General features: G+C 64.8%; 23 protein-coding genes. 9 read left to right on the forward strand and 14 right to left on the reverse strand.

Translation table 11 applies throughout. The features are described 5' to 3' along the window. The first annotated feature begins 95 nt into the window (after positions 1-95). Positions 96-2306, forward strand: coding sequence for a primosomal protein N' (locus tag IVB45_RS00925; RefSeq protein ID WP_247358166.1), 2211 nt, complete (start codon positions 96-98; stop codon positions 2304-2306). A gap of 164 nt (positions 2307-2470) precedes the next feature. Here IVB45_RS00925 and IVB45_RS00930 read toward each other — a convergent pair whose 3' ends face one another. Next, positions 2471-2980, reverse strand: a complete 510-nt coding sequence (locus tag IVB45_RS00930) for a septal ring lytic transglycosylase RlpA family protein (protein ID WP_027566411.1) — start codon at positions 2978-2980, stop codon at positions 2471-2473. Between the two features lie 646 nt (positions 2981-3626). On the opposite strand from IVB45_RS00930, the gene IVB45_RS00935 reads away from it, so the two are divergent. The 6 genes from IVB45_RS00935 (at position 3627) to IVB45_RS00960 (ending at position 10517) form a co-directional block, all read left to right on the forward strand. After that, entirely contained in the window at positions 3627-4187 is a 561-nt protein-coding gene (locus IVB45_RS00935; RefSeq protein ID WP_247358165.1) for a F0F1 ATP synthase subunit delta, read from the forward strand. Next, the gene (atpA, locus tag IVB45_RS00940; RefSeq protein WP_007604342.1) at positions 4187-5716 is read left to right on the forward strand and encodes a F0F1 ATP synthase subunit alpha; all 1530 of its coding nucleotides are present in this window, start codon (positions 4187-4189) and stop codon (positions 5714-5716) included. Before IVB45_RS00935 ends, atpA begins: the two co-directional genes overlap by 1 nt. Positions 5717-5869: 153 nt before the next feature. Next, complete coding sequence (locus IVB45_RS00945; protein WP_027515012.1) at positions 5870-6745, forward strand: F0F1 ATP synthase subunit gamma; 876 nt, start codon at positions 5870-5872, stop codon at positions 6743-6745. Positions 6746-6797: 52 nt separating this feature from the next. After that, positions 6798-8240 (forward strand): F0F1 ATP synthase subunit beta, encoded by a 1443-nt coding sequence (gene atpD / locus IVB45_RS00950; protein WP_027566414.1) that lies wholly within the window; start codon positions 6798-6800, stop codon positions 8238-8240. Positions 8241-8326: 86 nt separating this feature from the next. Then, positions 8327-8734 carry a F0F1 ATP synthase subunit epsilon gene (locus tag IVB45_RS00955; RefSeq protein ID WP_247358164.1) on the forward strand — a complete coding sequence of 136 codons (408 nt, stop codon included), beginning with the start codon at positions 8327-8329 and terminating at the stop codon, positions 8732-8734. 151 nt (positions 8735-8885) lie between these two features. Continuing rightward, entirely contained in the window at positions 8886-10517 is a 1632-nt protein-coding gene (locus IVB45_RS00960; protein ID WP_247358163.1) for an adenylate/guanylate cyclase domain-containing protein, read from the forward strand. A gap of 76 nt (positions 10518-10593) precedes the next feature. Here IVB45_RS00960 and IVB45_RS00965 read toward each other — a convergent pair whose 3' ends face one another. The 10 genes from IVB45_RS00965 to proB form a co-directional block, all read right to left on the reverse strand. After that, positions 10594-11094 (reverse strand): RNA pyrophosphohydrolase, encoded by a 501-nt coding sequence (locus IVB45_RS00965; RefSeq protein WP_027566417.1) that lies wholly within the window; start codon positions 11092-11094, stop codon positions 10594-10596. Positions 11095-11158: 64 nt separating this feature from the next. Beyond that, complete coding sequence (locus IVB45_RS00970; protein ID WP_027566418.1) at positions 11159-11662, reverse strand: RNA pyrophosphohydrolase; 504 nt, start codon at positions 11660-11662, stop codon at positions 11159-11161. A gap of 75 nt (positions 11663-11737) precedes the next feature. Next, positions 11738-12970: a divergent polysaccharide deacetylase family protein gene (locus tag IVB45_RS00975; protein WP_247358162.1), complete on the reverse strand. Its 1233-nt coding sequence runs from the start codon at positions 12968-12970 to the stop codon at positions 11738-11740. A 144-nt stretch (positions 12971-13114) separates the two neighbouring features. Beyond that, positions 13115-14470: a S41 family peptidase gene (locus IVB45_RS00980; RefSeq protein ID WP_018459850.1), complete on the reverse strand. Its 1356-nt coding sequence runs from the start codon at positions 14468-14470 to the stop codon at positions 13115-13117. After that, the gene (locus tag IVB45_RS00985; protein ID WP_247358161.1) at positions 14467-15813 is read right to left on the reverse strand and encodes a peptidoglycan DD-metalloendopeptidase family protein; all 1347 of its coding nucleotides are present in this window, start codon (positions 15811-15813) and stop codon (positions 14467-14469) included. The genes IVB45_RS00980 and IVB45_RS00985 overlap by 4 nt, the downstream gene beginning before the upstream one ends. 33 nt (positions 15814-15846) lie before the next feature. Continuing rightward, entirely contained in the window at positions 15847-16329 is a 483-nt protein-coding gene (rlmH, locus tag IVB45_RS00990) for a 23S rRNA (pseudouridine(1915)-N(3))-methyltransferase RlmH (RefSeq protein WP_027566421.1), read from the reverse strand. 96 nt (positions 16330-16425) lie between these two features. Continuing rightward, positions 16426-16782: a ribosome silencing factor gene (gene rsfS / locus IVB45_RS00995; RefSeq protein ID WP_007604366.1), complete on the reverse strand. Its 357-nt coding sequence runs from the start codon at positions 16780-16782 to the stop codon at positions 16426-16428. Positions 16783-17020: 238 nt separating this feature from the next. Continuing rightward, on the reverse strand, positions 17021-17665 hold the full coding sequence (locus tag IVB45_RS01000; RefSeq protein WP_247358160.1) for a nicotinate-nucleotide adenylyltransferase: 645 nt from the start codon (positions 17663-17665) through the stop codon (positions 17021-17023). Positions 17666-17685: 20 nt separating this feature from the next. After that, a complete protein-coding gene (locus IVB45_RS01005) occupies positions 17686-18981 on the reverse strand; it encodes a glutamate-5-semialdehyde dehydrogenase (RefSeq protein ID WP_247358159.1) in 1296 nt (431 codons plus the stop codon). A 226-nt stretch (positions 18982-19207) separates the two neighbouring features. Next, a complete protein-coding gene (gene proB, locus IVB45_RS01010) occupies positions 19208-20329 on the reverse strand; it encodes a glutamate 5-kinase (protein ID WP_247358158.1) in 1122 nt (373 codons plus the stop codon). Between the two features lie 166 nt (positions 20330-20495). On the opposite strand from proB, the gene IVB45_RS01015 reads away from it, so the two are divergent. Further along, a complete protein-coding gene (locus IVB45_RS01015; RefSeq protein ID WP_247358157.1) occupies positions 20496-21461 on the forward strand; it encodes a Bug family tripartite tricarboxylate transporter substrate binding protein in 966 nt (321 codons plus the stop codon). Positions 21462-21593: 132 nt separating this feature from the next. On the opposite strand, the gene IVB45_RS01020 is transcribed toward IVB45_RS01015, so the two are convergent. The 3 genes from IVB45_RS01020 to IVB45_RS01030 form a co-directional block, all read right to left on the reverse strand. Beyond that, a complete protein-coding gene (locus IVB45_RS01020) occupies positions 21594-23228 on the reverse strand; it encodes an alkaline phosphatase family protein (protein WP_247358156.1) in 1635 nt (544 codons plus the stop codon). A gap of 191 nt (positions 23229-23419) precedes the next feature. Beyond that, the gene (gene obgE, locus IVB45_RS01025) at positions 23420-24460 is read right to left on the reverse strand and encodes a GTPase ObgE (protein WP_027566428.1); all 1041 of its coding nucleotides are present in this window, start codon (positions 24458-24460) and stop codon (positions 23420-23422) included. Positions 24461-24561: 101 nt separating this feature from the next. Beyond that, positions 24562-25041 (reverse strand): MaoC family dehydratase, encoded by a 480-nt coding sequence (locus IVB45_RS01030; RefSeq protein ID WP_247358155.1) that lies wholly within the window; start codon positions 25039-25041, stop codon positions 24562-24564. Between the two features lie 273 nt (positions 25042-25314). Between IVB45_RS01030 and IVB45_RS01035 the strand changes: the two genes are divergently transcribed. Beyond that, complete coding sequence (locus IVB45_RS01035; RefSeq protein ID WP_247358154.1) at positions 25315-26229, forward strand: DMT family transporter; 915 nt, start codon at positions 25315-25317, stop codon at positions 26227-26229. The last annotated feature ends 23 nt before the right edge of the window (positions 26230-26252 follow it).

Raw genomic sequence — 26252 nt, forward strand, 5'->3', positions numbered from 1 at the left:
TGATTCCACTCAGTATATCGCATCACACTCGTTTATCGTTCGCTAAGGCCGCCTCCGGGCGCTAGCCTTGAGGCCCCGGGTTCCGATTCCCCTTCATGGATCACACGTCGCGCAGCAACGCCGTCTCCGCCAACGCGACCCGCATGGTCGACGTGCTGGTGCCGGTCGCGCTTGACCAGACCTATTCCTACAAGGTGCCGCGTGGGATGGAGCTGAAGGCGGGCGATATCATCGGCGTGCCGCTCGGCCCGCGCGAGGTGCTCGCCGTGGTCTGGGCCGAAAACGCCAATCCGGATCCGCGCCTGCACAACCGCCTCAAGGAGGTCAGCGAAAAGCTCGACATCCCGCCGCTGAAGCCCGAGTTGCGTGCGGTCGTGGACTGGATCGCCAATTACACGCTGAGCCCGCGCGGCATGGTGCTGCGCATGTGCCTGCGAATGGGCGAGAACCTCGGGCCCGAGCGGGTGCGTGCCGGCGTCCGCCTGGTCGGCGATCCGCCAAAACGTCTGACGCCGGCGCGGCAGCGCCTGATCGAGGTACTGTCGGACCGGCTGCTGCACGGCAAGTCGGAAGCCGCCAAGGAGGCCGGCGTTTCGGCCGGCGTGATCGACGGCCTCGTCGACGAAGGCACGCTCACGGTCGAGCCGATGCCGCCGGCTCCGCCGCCGCCCGCACCCGATCCGGATTTCAGCCGGCCGGAGTTTTCGTCGCTCCAGCGCGCCGGGGTCGATGCCATGCGCGCGCTCGCGGCCAACGGCAGCTTTCACGTCGCGCTGCTCGATGGCGTCACCGGCTCGGGCAAGACCGAGGTTTACTTCGAAGCCGTGGCCGAGGCGATCCGACGCGGAAAGCAATCGCTGATCCTGATGCCGGAGATCGCGCTCACCGGCCAGTTCCTCGACCGCTTCGCGCAGCGTTTTGGCGTGCGGCCTCTGGAATGGCATTCCGAGCTGACGCCGCGCACTCGCGCGCGCAATTGGGCGGCGATCTCCGAGGGCAGCGCGCCGGTCGTGGTCGGCGCGCGCTCGGCGCTGTTTCTGCCCTACGCCAATCTCGGCCTCATCGTGGTCGATGAAGAGCACGACCAGGCCTACAAGCAGGACGAGGGCGTGCATTATCACGCCCGCGACATGGCGGTGGTGCGCGCCCATATCGCAAAGGTTCCGATCGTGCTGGCGTCGGCGACGCCGTCGGTCGAATCCGAGGTCAATGCGCGCAAGAACCGCTATCAGCGCATCGCGCTGCCGTCGCGCTTCGGCGGCCAGCACATGCCGCATATCGAGGCCATCGACATGCGCCGCGAGCCGCCGGCGCGCGGCCGCTTCATCTCGCCGCGGCTGGCGTCCGAGATCAGGACCGCGATCGAGCGGCGCGAGCAGGCGCTCTTGTTCCTCAATCGCCGCGGCTATGCGCCGTTGACGCTGTGCCGCGCCTGTGGCCATCGCTTCGCCTGCACCATCTGCGACGCCTGGCTGGTCGATCATCGCTTCCGCCAGCGCCTCGTCTGTCACCATTGCGGTTTCTCGATGCCGCGCCCGCAAACCTGCCCGCATTGCGCGGCGGAGGAATCGCTGGTCGCGGTCGGGCCCGGTGTCGAGCGCTTGCAGGAGGAGGCGGCGGCGCTGTTCCCGGAGGCGCGCACCATGGTGCTGTCGAGCGATCTCATCACCTCGGTCGAGACGATGCGCTCCGAGCTGAATGACATTGCGGAGGGCCGCGTCGACGTCATCATCGGCACCCAGCTCGTCGCCAAGGGCCACAATTTCCCGCGGCTCAACCTGGTCGGCGTGATCGATGCCGATCTCGGCCTGTCCAATGGCGATCCGCGCGCCTCCGAGCGCACCTGGCAATTGCTCAACCAAGTGATCGGCCGCGCCGGGCGCGAGCAGGGCCGTGGCATCGGCTATCTCCAGACCCACCAGCCCGATCATCCCGTGATGAAGGCGCTGATCGCCTGCGACCGCGAAGCCTTCTACGACAGCGAGATCGATTTGCGCGAACGCACGCTCTATCCGCCGTTCGGGCGGCTCGCGAGCCTGATCATTTCCGCCGGCGACCGGCCGAGCGCCGAAGGCTTTGGCCGCCACCTCGTCGCGCTCGCGCCGCGCGATGAGCGCGTGGTGGTGCTGGGCCCGGCGGAAGCCCCGCTCGCGGTCATCAAGGGCCGCTACCGCTTCCGCATTCTGGTGAAATCCGCGCGCGGCTTCGACCTGTCGGATTATCTGCGCAACTGGCTTGCCGCATGCCCGAAGCCGAAGGGCAATCAAAAGCTCGAAGTCGACGTCGATCCGCAGAGCTTTTTGTAGGCCACCGCTCTCTCCCCGTCATTGCGAGGAGCCCTTGCGACGAAGCAATCCAGTCTGTTTCCGCGGTGACAGACTGGATTGCTGCGCTTCGCTCGCAATGACGAAAGAATAGAAAAAGCCCGCCGTCCCCCAAGACGGCGGGCTTGTTTCACGCGTCGCGCGTCTTAAGAGACGACTTCCGCGGTGACGCGGCCGACGCCGGCGCCGGTGAGGCCGATGGCACGGGCAGCGCCCGTGGAGAGGTCGAGGACACGGCCGCGAATGAACGGGCCACGGTCGTTGATGGTGACGATGACGCTGGAGCCGCCATGGGTGACCCGCAGCTTGGTGCCGAACGGCAGCGAACGGTGCGCCGCGGTCATGGCGTTCTGGTTGAAGCGCTGGCCCGAGGCGGTCCTGCTGCCGGACTCGTTGCCGTAAAAGGAAGCCATGCCGGAGAAGGAACGTCCGGTGCCCTGCGACGGCGTCATCGACGCATTGGCGTTACGCCAATCGGAGGTCGTGTTGGCGTCGTTCTGGGCGTGGTGGCGGTGATGATGGTGGGAATACCGATGGTGATGGCGGGATTTGGCGGAAGCTTCGGTGGCAGTTCCACCGATGAGAAGAGTTGCGGCAACAAAGGCGATCGCCGTACGCGGCCGGGTCACAGAGCCCAGCGTCTTCAAACAAAGCATATATTGGTCCCTAAGCTAGTATTGCCACATATGTGGCAAGTGGAGCCCCCGTAAGTTTGCGAGCGGGACCGCGTTTCGATTCCTAATGAGGCGTGAATTGGGCAGTAAATCCGTTCTGTGTCTTCATGTAATATCTTGTTACCGGCGGGGATATTCGGCCGATATTCCGTAATCTTGGATTTTAACGATTAATTAACCTCTATATTACTTACAAATACTGTAAAACGAAGTCATCGCTTCCCGCATTTAGAATTGGGTAAGTATTCGGCGAGTGAAGCGAATGTGCCAGGAATCACGCCTCAGCGATCCGTGTTCATGGCCGCTATGCGCTGAGGGCAGGAACAAATCGCCGGCCTCGGCTCATGGGCTGGCTTAAGCGCTGTGGCAATTCCGCGGCGTGGCAGGTCGTCGTCGCGTCCTCGTGGACTGCGACGAACTGGCGACAGAACGTCATGCCTTTAATTTGGCGTCATGTTGCACGTGCGCGCCTGCTATGTTAGCAAAGCCGCGATTTTAACGAGCCCGGCACTTCCGTGCGGGGTCGAAAATCGAAGTCCCGCTTGAATTCCAAGGGCTTGGATCGCTAGGCGCCGCTTTGTGGCGACGGTTTTTCCCTTGCGAGTTTGACAGCAAAAAGAGCACGTCTGTGGCTGCAGAAGATACGTCCGTTTCCGGTGTGTCGGGCCGTTATGCAACGGCCTTGTTTGAACTGGCCCGCGACCAGAAAGTGGTCGACGAGGTCAAAGCCGATCTCGAGAAATTCGAGGGCATGCTCAACGAAAGCGCCGATCTGAAGCGCCTCGTTCGCAGCCCGGTTTTCGCGGCCGACGCCCAGTCCAGGGCCCTCTCGGCCGTGCTGGACAAGGCGGGCATCGCCGGCATCTCCACCAATTTCCTGAAAGTGCTGACCGCCAACCGCCGCCTGTTCGCGGTGGCTGACGTCATCCGCGCCTATCGCGCCCTGGTCGCCAAGTTCAAGGGCGAGGCCACGGCCGACGTCACCGTGGCGGAGGCGCTCTCGGACAAGAATCTCGACGCCCTCAAGGTTGCCCTGAAGTCGGTGACCGGCAAGGACGTCGCGCTCAACGTGAAGGTCGATCCCTCGATCATCGGTGGCCTCGTGGTCAAGCTTGGCAGCCGGATGATCGATAGCTCGCTTCGCACCAAACTCAATTCGATCAAGCACGCGATGAAAGAGGCAGGCTGATGGACATCCGCGCCGCGGAAATTTCCGCGATCCTCAAGGACCAGATCAAGAATTTCGGCCAGGAAGCTGAAGTCTCCGAAGTCGGACAGGTGCTGTCCGTCGGCGACGGTATCGCCCGCGTTTACGGTCTGGATAACGTCCAGGCCGGTGAAATGGTCGAGTTCGAGAACGGCACCCGCGGCATGGCGCTGAACCTCGAAACCGACAACGTCGGCATCGTTATTTTCGGCGCCGACCGCGAGATCAAGGAAGGTCAGACCGTCAAGCGCACCCGCGCCATCGTGGACGCGCCGGTCGGCAAGGGCCTGCTCGGCCGCGTCGTCGACGCGCTCGGCAACCCCATCGACGGCAAGGGCCCGATCCAGGCCGACAAGCGCATGCGCGTCGACGTCAAGGCGCCCGGCATCATTCCGCGCAAGTCCGTGAACGAGCCGATGGCGACCGGCCTCAAGGCGATCGATGCCCTGATCCCGATCGGCCGCGGCCAGCGCGAGCTGATCATCGGTGACCGTCAGACCGGCAAGACCGCGATCGCGCTCGACACCATCCTCAACCAGAAGCCGCTCAACGCGCAGCCGGACGAGAACATCAAGCTGTATTGCGTCTACGTCGCGATCGGCCAGAAGCGCTCGACCGTTGCCCAGTTCGTGAAGGTGCTGGAAGAGCAGGGCGCGCTGGAATATTCGATCATCGTCGCCGCCACCGCGTCCGATCCGGCGCCGATGCAGTACATCGCGCCGTTCACCGGCTGCACCATGGGCGAGTACTTCCGCGACAACGGCATGCACGCCGTCATCATCTATGACGATTTGTCCAAGCAGGCCGTCGCCTACCGCCAGATGTCGCTGCTGCTGCGCCGCCCGCCGGGCCGCGAAGCCTATCCGGGCGACGTGTTCTATCTGCATTCCCGCCTGCTCGAGCGCGCGGCGAAGCTGAACAAGGACCAGGGCTCGGGCTCGCTGACGGCGCTGCCGGTCATCGAAACCCAGGCCAACGACGTGTCGGCCTACATTCCGACCAACGTCATCTCGATCACCGACGGCCAGATCTTCCTCGAAACCGACCTGTTCTTCCAGGGCATCCGCCCTGCGGTGAACGTCGGTCTGTCGGTGTCGCGCGTCGGCTCCTCGGCGCAGACCAAGGCTACCAAGAAGGTCGCCGGCAAGATCAAGGGCGAGCTGGCGCAGTACCGCGAAATGGCGGCGTTCGCGCAGTTCGGCTCCGACCTCGACGCCTCGACCCAGCGCCTGCTCAACCGCGGCTCGCGTCTCACCGAGCTCCTGAAGCAGCCGCAGTTCGCGCCGCTGAAGATGGAAGAGCAGGTCTGCGTGATCTGGGCCGGCACCAACGGCTATCTCGACCCGCTGCCGGTCAACAAGGTGCGCGCGTTCGAGGACGGTCTGTTGTCGCTGCTGCGCGGCAAGAATGTCGAGATCCTCAACGCGATCCGCGACAGCCGCGATCTCTCCGACGACACCGCCGCCAAGCTGAAGTCGGTGGTCGAAGGTTTCGCCAAGAGCTTCGCATAAGAGAACGGTCGCAAGGCCGGGCTTCTTGTCCCGGCCTTCCGTGCCTCACTGCATGGAAACGAAGACGTGGATGCCCGGGACACGCCCGGGCATGACGACTGGGATAGGCTAGCGGCTTGATCCAAGGGATCGAACCGCCGGGGTGAACGAAGAATGGCGTCACTTAAAGACATGCGCGTCCGCATCGCCTCCACCAAGGCGACGCAGAAGATCACCAAGGCCATGCAAATGGTCGCGGCATCCCGATTGCGCCGCGCCCAGCAAGCAGCCGAGGCGGCGCGGCCCTATGCCGACAAGATGAGCGCGGTGATCTCCAACATCGCCAGCGCTGCCGCCGGTTCGCCCGGCGCGCCGGTGCTGCTGGCCGGCACCGGCAAGGACCAGGTTCACCTGCTGCTGGTCTGCACCGGCGAGCGCGGCCTGTCCGGCGCCTTCAACTCCTCGATCGTGCGCCTCGCGCGCGAGCGCGCCCAGTCGCTGATGGCGCAGGGCAAGGAGGTCAAATTCTTCTGCGTCGGACGCAAGGGCTACGAGCAACTCCGCCGCCTGTACGACAAGCAGATCGTCGAGCATCTCGACCTGCGCGGCGTTCGTCAGCTCGGCTTCGTCAACGCCGAGGACATCGCCAAGAAGGTTCTGGCCCGCTTCGACAACGGCGAATTCGACGTCTGCACGCTGTTCTACGCGCAGTTCAAGTCGGTAATTGCCCAGGTCCCGACCGCGCAGCAGATCATTCCGCTGACCGTGGAAGAAAAGGCGGCGAACGCGCCGTCGACGTCCTACGACTACGAGCCGGAGGAAGACGAACTCCTCTCCGGCCTGTTGCCGCGGAATATCGCGGTGCAGATTTTCCGTGCGCTGCTGGAAAACAACGCCTCGTTCTACGGCGCCCAGATGAGCTCGATGGACAACGCCACCCGCAATGCGGGCGAAATGATCCGCAAGCAAACCCAGATCTACAACCGAACCCGTCAAGCCCAGATCACCAAGGAGCTGATCGAGATCATCTCCGGCGCCGAGGCGGTCTGACGCACGAACCAAACGACGGTCGTTCAAGTAAAGAATTTCGAAGGAGAGCTTCATGGCTACAGCAGCTACCCAGGTCGGTCGTGTCACCCAGGTCATGGGCGCCGTCGTCGACGTTCAGTTCGAAGGCCATCTGCCGGCCATTCTGAATTCGTTGGAAACCAGGAACGGCAACATCCGCCTCGTGCTGGAAGTTGCGCAGCATCTTGGTGAGTCCACCGTGCGCACGATCGCGATGGACGTGACCGAAGGTCTGGTCCGCGGCCAGGAAGTGACCGACACCGGTCAGCCGATCTCGGTTCCCGTCGGTGCGGGCACGCTCGGCCGCATCATGAACGTGATCGGCGAGCCGATCGACGAAGCCGGCCCGATCCAGTCCGAGGGCACGCGCGCCATCCATCAGGAAGCGCCGAGCTACACCGACCAGTCGACCGAAGCTGAAATTCTCGTCACCGGCATCAAGGTCGTCGACTTGCTCGCGCCCTATGCCAAGGGCGGCAAGATCGGCCTGTTCGGCGGCGCCGGCGTCGGCAAGACCGTGCTGATTCAGGAGCTGATCAACAACGTCGCGAAGGCGCACGGTGGTTACTCCGTGTTCGCCGGCGTGGGCGAGCGTACCCGCGAGGGCAACGACCTCTATCACGAGTTCATCGAGTCCAAGGTCAACGCCGATCCGAACAATCCGGATCCGAGCGTCAAGTCGAAGTGCGCGCTGGTATTCGGCCAGATGAACGAGCCGCCCGGCGCCCGCGCCCGCGTCGGCCTCACCGGTCTGACCGTCGCCGAGCACTTCCGTGACCAGGGCCAGGACGTGCTGTTCTTCGTCGACAACATCTTCCGCTTCACCCAGGCCGGTTCTGAAGTGTCGGCGCTGCTCGGTCGTATCCCGAGCGCCGTGGGTTATCAGCCGACGCTCGCCACCGACATGGGCGCGCTGCAGGAGCGCATTACCACCACGCAGAAGGGTTCGATCACTTCGGTGCAGGCCATTTACGTTCCGGCCGACGACTTGACCGACCCGGCGCCCGCGACCTCGTTCGCGCATTTGGACGCCACCACGGTGTTGAACCGCGCGATCTCGGAAAAGGGCATCTATCCAGCGGTGGATCCGCTCGACTCGACCTCGCGCATGCTCTCGCCGCTCGTCGTCGGCCAGGAGCACTACGACACCGCGCGTCAGGTCCAGCAGGTGCTGCAGCGCTACAAGTCGCTGCAGGACATCATCGCCATTCTCGGCATGGACGAGCTTTCGGAAGAGGACAAGCTGACGGTGGCCCGCGCCCGCAAAATCGAGCGCTTCCTGTCGCAGCCGTTCCATGTCGCCGAAATCTTCACCGGCTCGCCCGGCAAGTTCGTCGACCTCGCGGACACCATCAAGGGCTTCCGCGGCCTCTGCGAAGGCAAGTATGACCACCTGCCGGAAGCCGCCTTCTACATGGTCGGCACCATCGAAGAGGCGATCGAGAAGGGCAAGAAGCTGGCGGCCGAGGCGGCCTAAGCTGCGAAGGGCGAGCAGGGAGTAGCGAACAATCGCGCTGCTCCCGCTCCATTCGCAATTCGCTACTCACCATTCGCAGGTTTCCAATGGCCACCTTCCACTTCGATCTCGTCTCGCCGGAAAAGCTCGCCTTCTCGGGCGAGGTCGACCAGGTCGATATCCCCGGCGTCGAGGGTGACTTCGGCGTGCTGGCGGGACATGCGCCGGTCGTGGCCGCGATCCGACCCGGCATTCTCACCGTAACCAGCGGCGGCAAGCACGAGAAGATCATCGTGCTCGGCGGTATCGCCGAAGTTTCCGACAAGGGCCTGACGGTGCTCGCCGACGTCGCGACCTCGCTGGCCGAGCTCGACCGCGCCCAGTTCGCCGCGACCGTCTCGGAGATGGAAGAGGGATTGAAGGAGCACGAAGGCAACGAGCTCGATCAAGCCATCGCGCGGCTCGACCACTTCAAGAGCATCCAGCAGCAGCTCAACAGCACGGCGATGCACTAAGCCCCGGTGCACTGCGCCGGGGCTCAAGCTACAAATTCCTGAATAAGTTCAGCGCTCGTCACGGAAGTGGCGGGCGCTGAAACTTTGTTGCACCGCGCCGCCGATAGCGCCATTCTGCGCCCGCGAACTTTGTTCCGGGGGCCGGCCGCAGATGAAACGCAAGATCGCAGCGATTTTCGCAGCCGATATTGCCGGCTATTCACGACTGGTCGCGGAAGACGAAGAGGAGACGCTGCGGCGTCTCGCCTCCTATCGCGAGGTCGTCGACGATTTCATTGCCAGGGCGGGCGGACGCATCTTCAACACCGCGGGCGACGCCGTGCTCGCGGAATTTCCGAGCGCAGTCGATGCGGTGCGCTGCGCGATCGATATCCAGGAATCCCTGCGAACCCGCAACATGGCCTATCCGCCAAGCCGGCAGATGTCGTTCCGCATCGGCATCACCATCGGCGACGTGGTCGAGCGCGACGGCGATCTGCTCGGTGACGGTGTCAATATCGCCGCTCGGCTCGAGGGCCTCGCCGAGGTCGGCGGCATCTGCGTTTCCCGCGCCGTCCACGAGCAGGTCGCCAACAAGCTGTCGGTGCAGTTCGCCGATATCGGCGCGCAGGAGGTCAAGAACATCCCGACGCCGGTGCACGCCTACATGGTGGCGATGCGGCGCGGAGACGGCAGCTACGCGACGCCGCAGATCAAGAAGGTGACAAAGGCCGAGCCCGCGCCGAACTGGATGTGGCCGCTGGTGGTCGGTGTCGTCTCCATCGTCGCCATCGGCGTCGGCGGCTTCCTCTATTTCACCAAGCTCGAGACCACGAGGGCGCCGGCGATCGCAGCGACCGTGCCAAGCCCCGTATCGAGCCCTGCGCCCAGCGTGGCTGCATCAACAGCGCCAAGCCCATCAGCCACCACGGCGGTGAAAGCGCCGATGCCCATCCCGGCACCATCGGCTTCGCCGATGGCCGGCAAGTTTCCCGCCGACAGCGTCCCCTTCATCAACGAGCGCATCCGCAACTACCTGGCGGGCGACTATTCCGCTGCCGGCGACTACAAGGCGTTCGCGCTCAATGTCGGCGGCTTCACCGGCGCGTCGTTGAATCAGCCGAACGAGGAAGCTGCGCGCAACGCCGCACTCGATCAGTGTCAGAAGCGCGCCGATGCCGCGCAGTCGCCGCGGCGCTGCGAGCTCTATGCGGTCGGCAACACTATCGTCTACACGCACGGCAAGCCGCCGATGCCGCTGCAACCGTTCGTCCGGCATGATGCCGTGACCGAACGCGCCTTCGCCTCGAAAGACTTTCCGATGGTGCGTGATCCCGCCAAGGTCCGGCTCGAGAACATGTACGTGCCCGCGGCAAAATCCCGCGCGGTCGCGCTCGGCCCGGGCGGTCAATATTTCATGGTGATGGGCGCATCATCCGCCGAGGATGCCGCGCGGCGTTCGCTGGAATCGTGCGGCGCGATCGCCGGCGTCGCCTGCCTGGTCGTTGCGGTTGACGAGAATTTCGTCGTGCCGATCCCGACCCTGCTCCGGATCACCGGCTTCTTCCACGCGGCGTCCAACGCCTCGATTGTCGCCGATGCGCGCGACGAGGTGGTGCGCAAGCTCGCCGATGGCATGGGCTGGAACGCCGTCGCGGTCGGCACCGCGGGCCGGCCGGGCCTCGGTGTGAGGGCCGCCGACGAGCAGTCCGCCGTCAATTCCGCACTCGCCGACTGCGCCAAGCGCGACAGCGATTGCCACGTCATCGCGATCGGCCCGTTCACGGTGGGCCCGATCAACTAGGCTCGCGCAATTTCCGGGCAAAGTTCTCTAATGATTTCAACCCCGTTCTACTGTGCATGGGGTTGTTTTCGCGTTTTCAGTTTGCGAACCGCGCAAACTGCTGCGCCACTGCGCTGTAGACGTGGCGGCGGAACGGCACCACGACATCGGGGACGCGGTCGAGCCGCTCCCAGCGCCAGGCGTCGAACTCGGCGGGCTGCCCGTTGCGCGGCGTCAGCGGATCGATCTCGTCATCCTTGCCGGTGAAGCGCAGCGCGAACCACTTCTGGCGCTGGCCGCGGAATTTCGCCAGCCGATGCGTCTGCGGCCCGTCATAGGGCGGGAATTCGTAAGTCAGCCAGTCGGTCTCGCCGAGATAGGTTGCGCTCTTGACGCTGGTCTCTTCCCAGAGCTCGCGCAGCGCGGCGTCGCGCAAATCCTCGCCCTCGTCGACGCCGCCCTGCGGCATCTGCCAGTCCAAGCCCGGCAGGATGATCTCGGGGCCGTCGCCCTTGAAGCGGTGCCCGATCAGCACGCGGCCATCGGCGTTGAACAGCGCGATTCCGACATTGGGACGGTAAGGTTTTTCAGTGGTCACGCGTGGATCTCTCGTCGTCATTTCAGGCGATGCATTAGCATCAAGCTGGAATGGCGACTTGAACTTAATCCTGCGCCAACGGGGAAAATTCCTTCACCACGCGCTCGTAGACCGGGCGCTTGAACGGGACGATCAGCCCAGTCAGGTTCCTCATCGGCTCCCAGCGCCAGCTCACGAACTCGGCCTTGTGGCCGCCGCCGGGCTTTTCGACGTTGATCTCGCTGTCCTTGCCGGTGAAGCGGACCGCGAACCATTTCTGGCGCTGGCCGCGGTAGCGGCCCTTCCAGGTGCGCCCGGCGACCGTGCGGGGAATGTCGTAAGTGAGCCAGTCCGGAACCTCGCCGAGCCGCTCGACCGAACGCACGCTGGTCTCCTCATAGAGCTCGCGCTTGGCGGCCTCCCAATTGTCCTCGCCGGGATCGACGCCGCCCTGCGGCATCTGCCAGACATGGGTGTCGTCGACATGCTCGATGCCGCCGGCACGCCGGCCGATGAACACCAGTCCGTCCTTGTTGAGCAACATCACGCCGACGCAGGTCCGGTAGGGCAGATCCTCGTAACGCGCCATTCCGCCAGACCTCTCGCATGCTGTCGGTAAGGCTGAAGCAGGCCCCGCGGGTCTGTGCCGTACCAATCCGTTGATTTAGCTGGATTTTGATTTCAGCATCGCGGTTGTCAATGGCACCAAAAGGATACCTCGGTCGCCCAATGTCTTGGTCCAGGCGCCAATGCGCTCGATCGAGACCGGGAGGGCGGAGGCGGTGCCCACGGCCACGCCGCGCTCGCGCGCCGCCGCTTCGAGCTTGGTTAGGGCGCGGTCGATCTCGGCCGGGGTCGGCACCGCGTCGATCGCGATATCGCCCTTGCCGAACGGCATCGCCAGGCTGCCGGCGGCCTGGGGCGCGATGCTGCGCGGCGAGGAGCCGTCGTCGAAGAAGCCGAGGCCGCGCTTGGCCGCCTCGCGGATGATCGGCTGCATCGCCGGCTCCGTTGCGATGAAGCGGGCGCCCATGAAATTGGTGAGGCCGGCATAGCCCTGCATCCGGCTCAGATGCCAGTACAGCCGGTCCATGTTCTGGTCCGCACTGAGCGACGTCAGCAGCGTCTGCGGCCCCGGATCGTTGTCGGGGAAGTCATAGGGCTCCATCGGGATCTGGAGGAAGATCTCGTGGCGCTGGGCGCGGGCGCGCTCGGCGAGTTTTCCTGGATCGGACCCATAAGGCGTGAAGGCCAGCGTCACCGCCGCTGGCAGCCGCATGATGGCATCGGTGGTCTTGGCGGCGCCGACGCCGAGGCCGCCGATCAGGATCGCGACCACCGGCATCTTGGCGGCCTTGGCGCGGTCGGCATCCGCCGCATAGACGTTGAACGGCTTGAGGTCGCCGGAAATCGCGGGGATCATGCCGTAGCGCGATTTCTCGAGAAGTTTTGGGTCGATCCCGGCCATGACGGGCGGCGGTGCGGAGGCCGAGGCCGCCTCGCTCTTGCCGGCGGGATCGCCGCCGATCACCACGTCGTGGCGCGTGCCGGTGGAACCGTCGATCATGGTGACGGTCTTCTGCTCGCCCGCCTGCTTCGGCGCCTCCTTGGTCTCGTGCTTCGTCTCCTGCTTGCTGTCCTGACCGTGGCCGGAAGCGGCCGGCTTGTCATCACCCGCCTTGTCTGCGGCATTGGGCTCGCGGATCGCGAGCCGCGTCATCGGCTCGCCGCCGAGCGGATCCTTGTTGAAGATGGCGAAGCCGGCAAAGCTGACCAGGAACAGGCCGAGCAGGACAGCGAGCAGCTGCATGGCCGTGAACGGCAGCCGCAGCCGGCGTTTCCGGCGCGGCTTGTCCCGTCCGAGCGGGGCGCTCAGATCATCGGCCGTTTCAGTCATGCGCGATCCCGAATCACTCGAGACGACGATACCACGCCGAGGTCAAGCGGCGGCAGGCCGGGATAGGCCGGGGATAGCAGGAGTTCCAAGCAAAAAGGGCGGCTCCGGGAGCCGCCCTTTTTCGTCAGATCGCGATGCGCCGACCTAGTTCGCCGCTTTGGGCTTGTCGGTCGTGGCCTTGTCGCCGCCCGGGGTGGGCGCCGCGGAGGCGCTGTTCTTGATGCCGTGGAGCAGATCGTCGGCGAGCTTGAGCGCCTTGTCGTCCTTGGCGTCCGGCGGAACGTAGGACTGCGAGCCGGTCTTCTCGTCGCCGTCGTTCTTGAGATGGCCGCGCAGCGAAGCTTCGCCCTTGGTGTCGGTGCGCGACTTCAGCTCGTCCGGCACGTCCTGCAGCACTTCGATGTCGGGCACGATGCCCTTGGCCTGGATCGACTTGCCCGACGGCGTGTAGTAGCGCGCCGTGGTCAGACGCAGCGCGCCGTTGCCGCTTCCGAGCGGAATGATGGTCTGCACCGAGCCCTTGCCGAACGAGCGCGTGCCGACGATGGTCGCGCGCTTGTGGTCCTGCAGCGCGCCGGCGACGATCTCCGATGCCGAAGCCGAGCCGCCATTGACCAGCACGATGACGGGCTTGCCCTTGGTGAGGTCGCCCGTATGCGCGGTACGGCGCTGGGTCTCCTCGGCATTGCGGCCGCGGGTCGAGACGATCTCGCCCTTCTCCAGGAAGGAGTCGGAGACGGTGACCGCTTCCTCGAGCAGGCCGCCCGGGTTGTTGCGGAGGTCGATGACATAGCCCTTCAGCTTGTCGCCGATCTGATTCGAGAGGTTGGCGACCTCGCGCTTCAGGCCTTCGGTGGTCTGCTCGTTGAAGGTGGTGATGCGGATATAGGCGATGTCGTCGGCCTCGACGCGGGCGCGCACCGAGCGGACGCGGATGTTGTCGCGCACCAGCGTGACGTCGATCGGATTGTCCTGGCCCTTGCGGATGATCTTGAGCTTGATCTTGGTGTTGACGGGGCCGCGCATCTTCTCGACCGCCTGGTTCAAGGTCAGGCCCTGCACCGCCTCGTCGTCGAGATTGGTGATGATGTCGTTGGCCATGACGCCGGCGCGCGAGGCCGGGGTGTCGTCGATCGGCGAGACCACCTTGATCAGGCCGTCTTCCATCGTGACTTCGATGCCGAGGCCGCCGAACTCACCGCGGGTTTGCACCTGCATGTCGCGGAAGCTCTTGGCGTCCATGTAGCTCGAATGCGGATCGAGACCAGTGAGCATGCCACTGATCGCGGATTCGATCAGCTTGGTGTCGTCGGGCTTCTCGACGTAGTCCGAGCGCACGCGCTCGAAGACGTCGCCGAACAAATTGAGCTGGCGATAGGTGTCCGCGGTGGCGGCTCGCGCGCTGGAGCCCATGAAGACTGCGCGCGGTTGCGTCACGAACAGCGTCAGCGCCGCACCGGTGGCCGCGCTGAGGAGGATAACTGAAGTCTTGCGCATCATCCGCGAACCTTCTCGCCTTCATTTGCGGCCCACCATGGGCCTGGATCGATTGGAGTGCCGTCTTTGCGGAACTCGACATAGAGCACAGGTTGACTCGCGTTCGTGGCGAGAATGGAGGCGACTTGAGAAGTCGACCCCATGGTCGCGACAGGCTCCCCCGTGAGCACAAACTGACCGATGTTGACCGAAATGCGCTCCATCCCGGCGATCAGCACATGATACCCGCCCCCGGCATTGAGGATCAAGAGTTGTCCATAGCTGCGGAACGGGCCGGCATAGACCACCCAGCCGTCACACGGCGTCGTGACCTGGGAGCCGGGCCTGGTCGCCAGCGAAATGCCCTTCTGGACCCCGCCGAGCCCGTCCGAACCTCCGAAATCCCTGATCTTGTTACCGTTAACCGGAAGAGGCAGGAGACCCTTGGCTGCGGCGAAGGCCATCGCCGGGGTGGTCCGGGAGCGGTCCTTGAAAGCGCCGGGGCCGGTCTTGGCGCTGGCGGCCGCGTTTGCAGCCGCCTTGGCCTCGGCCTGCCTGGCCGCCTCGGCCGCCTTCTCGGCTGCCTTGGCGGCACTTTGCAGATCCTGCTCCATCTTGGCGATCAGCCCCTGGAGATCGCCGACCTGTCGTGAGAGCGCGACGGCGCGCGCATTCTCGGCGTCGAGGTCCTTTTCGCGCGACGCCTGCTGGCGCTGCCGCTCGTCGACCAGAGCCGCGAGCCGGGTCTGGTCGTTACGCACCTTGTCGCGGTCGGATGCGAGCTGGTCGCGCTCGGTCGCGATGGTCTTGCGCAAGGCCACGAGCTCGCCGAGCTCGCTTGCGATCTTCTCGGCACGACCGCGTAATTCCGGCACGACGGCACCGAGCAGCATCGCCGTGCGCAGCGATTGCAGGGCATCCTCGGGCCGTACCAATAGCGCCGGCGGCGTCCGCCTTCCGGCGCGCTGCAAGGCCGCCAGCACCTCGACGATGTCGGCGCGGCGTAAATCGAGCGAGCTGCGCATCGCCTGCTCGCGGCCGTTCAGCGATCGCAGCCGCACTTCGGCCTCGTCGATCTTGGTCTCGACAGTGCGCACATTGGCGGCGGTGTCGATCAATTGTTGATTGAGCTGGGTGCGGTCCTGGCCGAGCGAGGTGATCTCGGCCTTGAGCTTGGCCTGCGCTTCCTCAGCGCTCCTCTTGCTGGCGCGCGCGGCTTCGAGCTCCTGCTCGCGCTGCTTGATCGCATCGGGCGCGACGGCCGCAGTCTGCGGTGCAGGCGTCTGAGCTTGCGCGAGGCTTGCGCCCAAAATACTTGAGCCCAAAACGCCGGCGATCAGCAGCAGGTTGAGAATTGGCGCTCGCATCGCTTTAAGCAAAGGTGCTCGTTGTGGCGCGGATCACGCGCGGTGATAGGGGTGGCCGGCCAGAATGGTGGCGGCCCGATAAAGCTGTTCCAGAAGCATGACGCGGACCATTTGATGCGGCCAGGTCGCAGAGCCGAACGCGATCGCGAGCTTGGCCTTACGGCGCAATTCGGGCGAAAGTCCGTCCGCCCCTCCGATCATGAAGATAGTATGACCGGCACCTTCGTCGCGCCAGCGCCCGAGATGCCGTGCGAATACGGTCGAATCCAGATTCTGGCCGCGCTCGTCCAGCGCCACCAGGACCGATTTTTCGGGAACATGCGCGGAGATCGCCGCCGCCTCTTCGGCCATCCGCGTCGCGGTATCGCGCGCGCGGCTTTCGGGCAATTCGTGGATGGCGAGCTCGCGGAATCCGAGCTTGCGGCCGGCCTCGTCGAAGCGCTCGAAATAGCGCTCGGCAAGCTCCCGTTCGGGGCCCTGCTTCAGCCGACCCACCGCAATGACGGCTATGCGCATGATATGTTCAGGGTCGTGTTTTCTGGGCCGCGCGCGATCTGCGCGCGCACGACGCTAGCATGCGCGTCAGCCGATTCGAAATCGGCCAGCAGCCTCTCAGATCGCCTTCGCCGCCCCTGGGCCCTGCGTGTACAATCTCTCGAGACTGTAGAACTCGCGGACCTCGGGTCTGAACACATGCACGATCACATCGCCGGAATCGATCAGCACCCAGTCGCAATTGGGCAAGCCCTCGACGTGGATGTTCTTGATGCCGTTTTCCTTGAGGCCTTTGGCGACGTTCTCCGCGATCGCGCCGACGTGCCGGTTGGCCCGGCCGGTGGTGACGATCATGTAGTCGGAGTAGGCCGATTTGCCGCGAAGGTCGATGGTGACCGTCTCTTCCGCCTTCATGTCGTCGAGGCGGGAGAGGATCAGGCTCAGCGTCTTGTCGGCGTCGGGTTGCGCCTTCAAGGCCGCAGCTTTGGTCGATGTTTTACGCGTCGGCTTGGCAACCTTGGGTAAAACAGACTTCGGTGAAGCCGTCTTGGGTGAGGCTGTCTTGGACAATACAGATGTGGTCAGGGACCATTCCTTTCACTGTATCGCGAACGCCGAATCCGGCGCTCACTGGTTACACTACATCATGTGGGGTTAAGGGTTTCAATATGCCAGAGAGCCCGAAAGCCACATGGCGTTCGCACAATCTGACTCACTTCGTACCTTTCCAGCTTCCGTCCGGGTTCCGTAAGCCGGTCGACGAGAGATTCAGCTTCATTCCGGTCAGGAACACCCAAGCCGGGGCGGCCCGATCCGCAAGCAATGGCGCCTCATTCTCCGGCATCCGATAGCGCCTGAGCGCCTGGGCGGCGGGAGAGGCGAGGGCGCGAAAACTCTGCGGCGGGCGGTCGATGACCGCGATCGGTACCTGACCGGCGATGCGCCGCCAGTGCTGCCAACGATGGAATTGAGCGAGATTGTCGGCGCCCATGATCCAGACAAAGCGCAAGCCCGAGAGGCGGCGGCGCAAGGTGTTGATCGTGTCGATGGTATAGCGCGTGCGAATGACGGATTCGAGACAGCTCACCTCGATCCTGGGATCGTCGGCCATTTCGCGTGCCGCCTGCATGCGCTCGCCGAGCTCATGCAGCGCGCCGTTCTCCTTCAGCGGATTGCCTGGCGTCACCAGCCACCACACGCGATCGAGCTGGAGACGTTTCAGCGCGAACTGGCTGATCGCGCGATGGGCCTGGTGCGGCGGATTGAACGAGCCGCCGAGCAGGCCGATGCGCATGCCAGAGGTATGGGTCGGTATGGCCTGCGCGAAGAAACGTGGCGCGACGAAATTGTTGCTCAATGCCCCGCGCCCTGCGTCGTCTACGGCCGCGTCTGCCCAGTACCGTGAACGCGATATTTGAAGCTCGTCAGCTGCTCGGCGCCAACCGGGCCGCGGGCATGGAATCTGCCGGTGGCGATGCCGATCTCGGCACCGAAGCCGAACTCGCCGCCGTCGGCGAACTGCGTCGAGGCGTTGTGCAGCACGATCGCGGAATCGACCTCGCTCAGGAATCTTTTCGCAACGGTCTCATCCGCGCTCACGATCGCATCGGTATGATGCGAGCCGTGGTTCTGGATATGCGCGATCGCGCCGTCGACGCCGTCCACCACCTTCGCTGCGATGATCGCATCGAGATATTCGGTGTCCCAATCGTCCGCGCTCGCGGGTTTGACTCGCGGATCCGTCTTTTGCACGGCGTCGTCGCCGCGCACTTCGCAGCCGGCCTCGATCAGCATCTCGATCAGCGGCTTGAGGTTTTTACCGGCAGCGGCGCGATCGACCAGCAGCGTCTCGGCGGCGCCGCAGACGCCGGTGCGGCGCATCTTGGCGTTGAGCACGATCGATTTCGCCATGGCGAGGTCGGCGCTGCCGTCGATATAGACGTGGTTGACGCCTTCGAGATGCGCGAACACCGGCACGCGCGCTTCCTGTTCGATGCGTGCGACGAGGCTCTTGCCTCCGCGCGGCACGATCACGTCGACGGCGCCGTTCAATCCCGACAGCATCTGGCCTACCGCCGCGCGGTCGCGCGTCGGCACCAGCGTGATTGCGGCCTCGGGGAGGCCCGCTTCGCGCAGGCCCTGCACCAGGCAGTCGTGGATCGCGCGGCAGGAGCGGAAACTGTCGGAGCCGCCGCGCAGGATCACGGCATTGCCGGACTTCAGGCACAGAACGCCGGCGTCCGCCGCAACGTTCGGCCGGCTCTCGAAGATCACGCCGACGACGCCGAGCGGCACGCGCACGCGCTCGATGGTCATGCCGTTCGGCCGTTGCCAGCTCTCGGTGACGATGCCGACCGGATCGGCAATGCCGCGCACGATGCCGATGCCCTCGGCCATGCCCTCGACCCGCGCCGGCGTCAGCGTCAGGCGGTCGATGAAGGACGAGGTGGCGTTGCCTGAGGCGCGGGCCTCGGTGACGTCCTCGGCATTGGCGGCAAGGATCGCGGCCGCGTTGTTGCGGATCGCCCGCGCCATGGCCTCGAGCGCCCGGTTCTTCTGCTCCGGCGGCGCCAGCGCCAGCACGCGCGCGGCAGCGCGGGCACGGGTACCGAGATCGGTCATCAGCGCCTGAAGATCGGCATTGCCGTCGACGGCTTTGAGGGGGGCGGCCATGGGAGTTTCAACCTTCTGCTAAGGCAGTGTCCTAGCACGGAAATCCCGCTTTTGCGAAGGGCGGGGCGGGTATGGCAGATCTCCCGGTGTTGTGCCACCTCGGCCACTGGCCCAGCTCCGACGTCATGGCCGGGCTTGTCCCGGCCATCCACGCCTTGCCGCCAGCAAGAAAGAACGTGGATGCCCGGGACAAGCCCGGCATGACGGTTTGGGCGCCTGCCGAACGTTACCCGCCCATCACCAGATCATCGCGGTGGATCATCTCGGACCTCCCGCTGATGCCGAGGATGGCCATGACGTCCGGGGAGGAGCGGCCCTTGATCCGCTCGGCATCGTCGGCGTCATAGGCGACCAGGCCTCGGCCGACCTCGCTGGTGTCGGGGCCGCGGACGATCACGGCGTCGCCGCGGGCGAACTGGCCCTCGACCTTGACGACTCCGGCCGGCAGCAGGCTGGCGCCCGCGCGCAGCGCCGCGACCGCGCCGGCGTCGATGGTCAGCGTGCCCTTCGGCTCCAGCGAGCCCGCGATCCAGCGTTTTCGCGACGTGATGGGATTGGCCGGCGTCAGGAACCAGGTGCAGCGGCCGCCATCGGCGATCGCCTGAAGCGGATGCTCGATCTTGCCCGAGGCGATCAGCATATGCGTGCCGCCGGTGGTCGCGATTTTTGCGGCTTCGACCTTGGTGCGCATGCCGCCGCGCGATAGCTCGGACTCGGCGTCGCCGGCGACGGCCTCGATCTCCGAGGAGATGCTGTCGACGACGGGAATGAGCTTGGCGTTCGGGTTGTTCTTCGGCGGAGCGTCGTAAAGCCCGTCGATGTCGGACAGCAGCACCAGCAGGTCGGCGCTCGCCATCGTGGCGACGCGCGCGGCGAGGCGGTCGTTGTCGCCGTAGCGGATCTCGTTGGTGGCGACCGTGTCGTTCTCGTTGATCACGGGGATTGCGCGCCACTCCAGCAGCTTGCCGATGGTGGAGCGCGCGTTGAGATAGCGGCGGCGCTCCTCGGTGTCCTGCAGCGTCACCAGGATCTGGCCGGCGCCGATGCCGTGGGCGCCAAGGACCTCCGACCAGATGCGGGCGAGCGCGATCTGACCGACGGCAGCGGCCGCCTGGCTCTCCTCCAGCTTCAGCGGGCCGCGCGGCAGTTTCAGGCGGCTGCGGCCGAGCGCGATCGAGCCGGAGGACACGACGAGCACGTCACGTCCCTCGCGATGCAGCTTGGCCATGTCGTCGGCGAGCGCGGCAAGCCAGGACGCCCGCACCTCGCCCTTGTCGGAATCGACCAGCAGCGCGGAGCCGACCTTGACGACGATGCGGCGGAATTGACTGAGTTCGGGGCTGGCCATCTGTGTATGTGGTGTGTGTATGTGCTGGAGAGCGGCGCCGGTAAGGCCCGCTTTTGCAGCAGGACGATGGCCGGCGCAAGGCGGCAGGTCCGGTAAACGGCGCTTGTCCGGAGCGCTCGTCTGGCTCTAACTGTCGCCAACCAAAATGGGCTCAAAGAGGAAACCAATGGACCGCCGCAACTTCATCGCCGGATGCCTCGGGTTGCCGTTGTTGGCGCAGGCGGGCGGGTCGCAAGCTCAGGCCGGGCTGACAAAAATGATCTTCCCGTTCGCGGCGGGAGCGGGCGGCGACACGCTGTGCCGGCTGATCGCGCAGGAGATGGCGCCGGCGCTGCAGCGGACAATGGTGGTCGAGAACCGCACCGGCGGTGACGGCCTGATCGGCATCAAGGCGGTGAAGGGCGGCAGCCCCGACGGCAGCATGGTGCTGGTGACCACCGGGCCCACGATGTACCTGCTGCCGATGGTGGAGACGACCCCGAGCTTCGACACCGCAAAGGATTTCGTCCCGGTCTCGCTGCTGGCGCGGTTTGAGTTCGCCGTCGTCATCAGTCCGACGATCGATGCCGCGGATTTCAAGGGGTTCGTCGCCTGGCTGAAGGCGCATCCGGACAAGGCGTCGTTCGGCGTGCCGAGCAACGGCACCATCCCGCATTTCATGGGCTCCAAGCTCGAGAAGGACCTCGGCGTTGCCATGACGCGCGTGCCCTATCGAGGCAGTGCGCCCATCCTCAACGACATCATCGGCGGTCATGTCTCGTTCGGCATCGTCACATTGGCGGATGCGCTACCGCAGCATCGTGCCAAGGGCGTGAAGATCATCGCGGTCGCGAGCGCCGAACGTTCACCCTTTGCTTCGGAGGTGCCGACCTTGAAGGAGAGCGGCATCGATCTCGTCGCCGACGCCTGGTACGGCATGTGGCTTCCTGCCGGCAGCTCGCCGGAATTCGCGAGCAAGCTCGGCGCTGCCGCAAGCGCCGCGCTCGCCAAGCCCGAGGTGAAGGAGAAGCTGACGGCGATCGGGCTGATTCCGGTCGGCAGCAGCGCGGAAGGTCTGACGAAGGAGCTCGCCGCAAACACCGCCTTTTGGCAGCCGATCGTGAAGGCGACGGGATACAAGATCGAGAATTAGTTTCTGTTTCCGCTCTACGCCGTCATGGCCGGGCTTGTCCCGGCCATCCACGTGCACCGCCACTTGACGCAAGACGTGGATGCCCGGGTCGAGCCCGGGCACGACGAGCCGAGAGAGCGTCGTTCCGCTCACCTACAGCTTCGCGCGCTGTTCAATTCCGTCCTTGATCGACGCCAGCTCGGCTTCGTCCCAGATCCCGATCAGGATCCCGCCCTTCACCTGGAGCTGGTTGTCGGCATAGGCCGCGATCTTCTCGCGCGACGTGGTGATGTGGTCGTTGGGATGCAGCGCCCAGTCGAACAGCTCAGCCTGCAACCGCGCGATGATGCCGGCGCACTCGGGGTCGTCGCCGCGATCCAGAAACTCTTCCGGATCGGTTTCGAGGTCGTACAGCATCGGGCGGAAGCCTGAGGCGTGGATGTATTTCCAGCGGCCGTCGAACACCATGAACAGGCGGCAGCGCTCGATCGGCTGGTTCAGCTTCAGCCGCACGTCCTGCATGACATAGTCGTATTCGGAGAACGCCACCTTGCGCCAATCCGGCGGATTCGCGCCGCGCAGCAGCGGCAGCAGCGAGCGTCCTTCGAGGATGTGGCCCGGCACCTTGCCGCCGAAATAGTCGACGAAGGTCGGCGCGAGATCGATGGCTTCGACCAGTGCATCGTTGCACGTGCCGCGCGTGGCGTCGGCCTCCGCCGAGGGATCGATGATGATGAGCGGAATCTTCGCCGACTGCTCGTGGAACAGATCCTTCTCGCCCATCCAGTGATCGCCGAGATAATCGCCGTGATCGGAGGTGAATACGATCATGGTGGTGTCCAGCAGATCGCGCTCCTCCAGGAACTTCATCAGCACGCCCATCTGGTCGTCGATCTGGGTGATCAGGCCCATATAGGTCGGGATCACCTTCTCGCGGGCATCGTCGCGCGCCATGTTGCGGGAGTAGCGCATGTCCATATAGGCGCCGAACACCGGATGCGGATTCTGCCGCTCGCGCTCGGAGCGGATCACCGGAATCATGTCTGATGTCGAATACATGCTGGCGTACGGTTCGGGCGCGATGTAGGGCCAGTGCGGCTTGATGTAGGACAGATGCAGGCACCATGCCCTGCCGTCGGTCTCGGCCTCGGTGATGAAGTCCATGGCGCGTCGCGTCATGTAGGGCGTCTCGGAATGCTCATCCGGCACGCGCGCGGCCTTGTCGGCATGCACGAGCAGCCAGCCGTTTTGCAGCGAGCCGTCCTCGGCCGCGCCGGAATTGGCCCAATGCTCCCAGGGATTGGGCGCATCAAAACCCTGCTGGCGCAGATATTCGTCGTATTTCGGACGCGGCCGTCCCGTTGGATGCAGGCCGTCGTCGCGCTCATAGGGCTCAAACCCGCATTCGGCGACGTGCACGCCGATCATCGATTCCGGCGGGATGCCGAGCGCCTTCATGCCTTCGAGATCGGGCGCCATGTGGGTCTTGCCGACCAGCACGTTGCGCACGCCGAGCTTCTTGAGGTGATCGCCGAGCGTGGGCTCGCCGACCCGCAACGGCCAGCCGTTCCAGTGCGAGCCGTGCGAGCGCATGTAGCGCCCGGTGTAGAACGACATCCGCGAGGGACCGCAGATCGGCGATTGCACATAGGCCTTGCTGAACAGCACGCCGCGCTTCGCCATGGCGTCGATGTTCGGCGTCTTCAGCGTGGGATGGCCGGTGCAGCCGAGATAGTCGTAGCGAAGCTGGTCGCACATGATCCAGAGAACGTTCTTCGCGCGCGCCATGAATCATCCCTGCCGTTTCTTGATTGCTGGATGCTGCGCTATCGGAACGCCGGTGACAACCTCCCCCAACGTCGTCCCGGCGAAGGCCGGGACCCATACTCCTCAGCAGTCGTGGCGCAAGACGGCAATGACCAATTTTCGCCAAATCGCGTTCGGTGGCTATGGGTCCCGGCCTTCGCCGGGACGACGAATCAAACCGACCAAGGCTCCGCTTCGGCCGCGCTCTTCGCTTTCGCAGAGACCGGGCTCTCGCCGATCACGTCCGCCAATGCGCGCAGCGCTTCCTGCACGCCGTCGCCGGTGACCGCGGAGAGCAGCAGCGGCGTCTTCTTGGCGGCGCGCTTCAGCCGCTCCTTCTGCTTCTTCAACTCGTCCGGCTCGACCGCGTCGATCTTGTTCAGCGCCACGATCTCGATCTTGTCGGTGAGCTGTCCGGCATAGGCGTCCAGCTCGGTTCGCACGGTCTTGTAGGCCTTGCCGGCGTGCTCGCAGGTCGCATCGATGAGATGCAGCAGCACGCGGCAACGCTCGACATGGGCGAGGAAGCGGTCGCCAAGACCGACGCCTTCATGCGCGCCTTCGATCAGGCCGGGGATGTCAGCCAGCACGAATTCGCGGCCGTCGGCATTCACGACACCGAGCTGCGGATGCAGCGTGGTGAAGGGATAGTCGGCGATCTTCGGCTTGGCCGCGCTGACCTTGGCGAGGAAGGTCGATTTGCCGGCATTGGGCAGACCGACGAGACCGGCATCCGCGATCAGCTTCAACCGCAGCCAGATCCAGCGCTCCTCGCCGGGCTGGCCGGGATTGGCATTGCGCGGCGCGCGGTTGGTCGAGGTCTTGAAATGTGCGTTGCCGAAGCCGCCATTGCCGCCTTCGGCCAGCACGAATTTTTCGCCGACAGTGGTGAAATCGTGGATCATGGTCTCGCGATCTTCGTCGAAGATCTGCGTGCCCAAGGGGACTTTCAGCACGATCGACTTGCCATTGGCGCCGTGGCGGTCCGAGCCCGAGCCGTTCTCGCCCTTCTGGGCCTTGAAGTGCTGCTGGTAGCGATAGTCGATCAGCGTGTTCAGCCCGTCGGCGACCTCGATGATGACATTGCCGCCGCGGCCACCATTGCCGCCGGAGGGGCCGCCGAATTCAATGAATTTTTCGCGGCGGAACGCCACGCAGCCGTTTCCGCCGTCGCCGGAGCGGATATAGACCTTTGCTTCGTCTAGGAATTTCATGGGCCATAGGTAGGCCAGCCGGTCCCGCGCGGCAACCCGGATAGACCCGCAAATCGGCCGAAACCCGGCGATTTGTGGCCTTGCTTAACCACAGGACGACGTCAGAGGGGCCGGCGCCGGATCAGGAATTTCTGCGTGCCATCCAGCACCAGCTCCTTGCGCTGGTTGAACACGGTGCTTTTGAGCGTCACGGCGCCGGTCGAGCGTCCCGGCACCAGCTCGATGACCTCGAGCGCGGGATAGATTGTGTCGTCGGCGAACACCGGTTTGAGGAACCGGCTGGATTGCTCGAGGAAGCCGACCAGGGAGTCCTCGACCATGAACGGAAACAGGCCCGCGCCGGGTGCGGTGTGGATCAGCGTCTGGAAACCGTGGGCGAGCAGATGCGGCATGCCGCGGCTGCGGCAATACTCCACATCGTAATGCACCGGATGAGTGTCGCCGCTCGCGGTCTGGAACGCCGCGAACACCGCCGTGGTCTGCGTGCGGCTCGGCAGCACGAAACGCTCGCCGACCACGAAATCCTCAAACCAGCGTTGCGCGGGGATCATGCGATGCCGGGCCGGGTCGAAGTCGGTCATAGCTAAGCTCTTTCCTGGCTCTCTTGCCGGTGGGACGTCTATCGCTACCGCGGCGCGAAGAGTGCGGCAATCCGTTCAATTCGGCTGGCGTGGGCTTGTCGCGGGCGCTCACGTCATTAAAACGACCGCAAGCGACTCTGGTCGCCGTTTCGACGCTCTCTCCGCTCGTCATTGCGAGCGAAGCGAAGCAATCCAGACTGTCTCCGCGGCAACAGTCTGGATTGCTTCGTCGCAAGAGCACCTCGCAATGACGAGTTTCCACGAACGACAGCAATGCCCCTTTTCAAAAATCTCTCGGCCTATGACGAACGCTCGGCGCGCCTCGCCGGCATTGCGCTCATGGTGCTGTCGATCTTCATGTTCTCGTTCGGCGACGCCATGGGCAAGTTCCTGGTCGGGACTTATTCGGTGGGGCAGCTGCTGTTCCTGCGCGCCTGCGCGGCGCTGCTGCTGCTGTCGCCGCTGGTCTGGCGGCAGCGTCACCAGTTCCTGCATCTGGAGCGCCCGGGCCTTCAGATCTTTCGCGTCGTGTTGTCGACGCTGGAAGTGGCGGCGTTCTTCCTGGCTACGGTCTACCTGCCGCTCGCCGACGTCATCACCTATTATCTCGCCGGGCCCATCTTCGTCACCGCGATGTCGGCGATCTTTCTCGGCGAGAAGGTCGGCTGGCGGCGCTGGACGGCGATCCTGGTCGGCTTCTGCGGCGTCCTGATCGCGCTGCGGCCATCGGCACAGACCGTGAGCCTGCCGGCGCTGATCGCGCTTGGTGGCAGTCTTTCCTTCGCAACGCTGATGCTGATCACGCGCAGCCTGCGCAAGACGCCTGACATCGTGATGGCGTCGTCGCAATTCGTCGGCACGTTCTTGCTGGGTGCGGTGCTGTCGGCGTTCCACTGGGTGCCGCCGACACCGGGCAGCCTCGTGATCTTCGCGCTGGCGGGATGCGTCTCGGTCACGGCGCTGTTCTGCGTCAACCGCTCGCTCAAGCTCGCGCCGGCCAGCGTCGTCGTGCCCTATCAATATTCGATGATCGTCTGGGCGGTGATCTTCGGCTTCGTCGTGTTCGGCGACGTGCCCGAGATCGCCACCATCATCGGCGCCGCCATCATCATCGGCGCCGGGTTCTATATTTACTTGCGTGAGCGCGATCTCGGGCGTGGAGGCGGAGAGGTGAATCCGCCGGCGTAATATTCCGCGTCGTCCCGGCGAAG

It is taken from the genome of Bradyrhizobium sp. 4 (assembly GCF_023100905.1).
Lineage (GTDB): Bacteria > Pseudomonadota > Alphaproteobacteria > Rhizobiales > Xanthobacteraceae > Bradyrhizobium.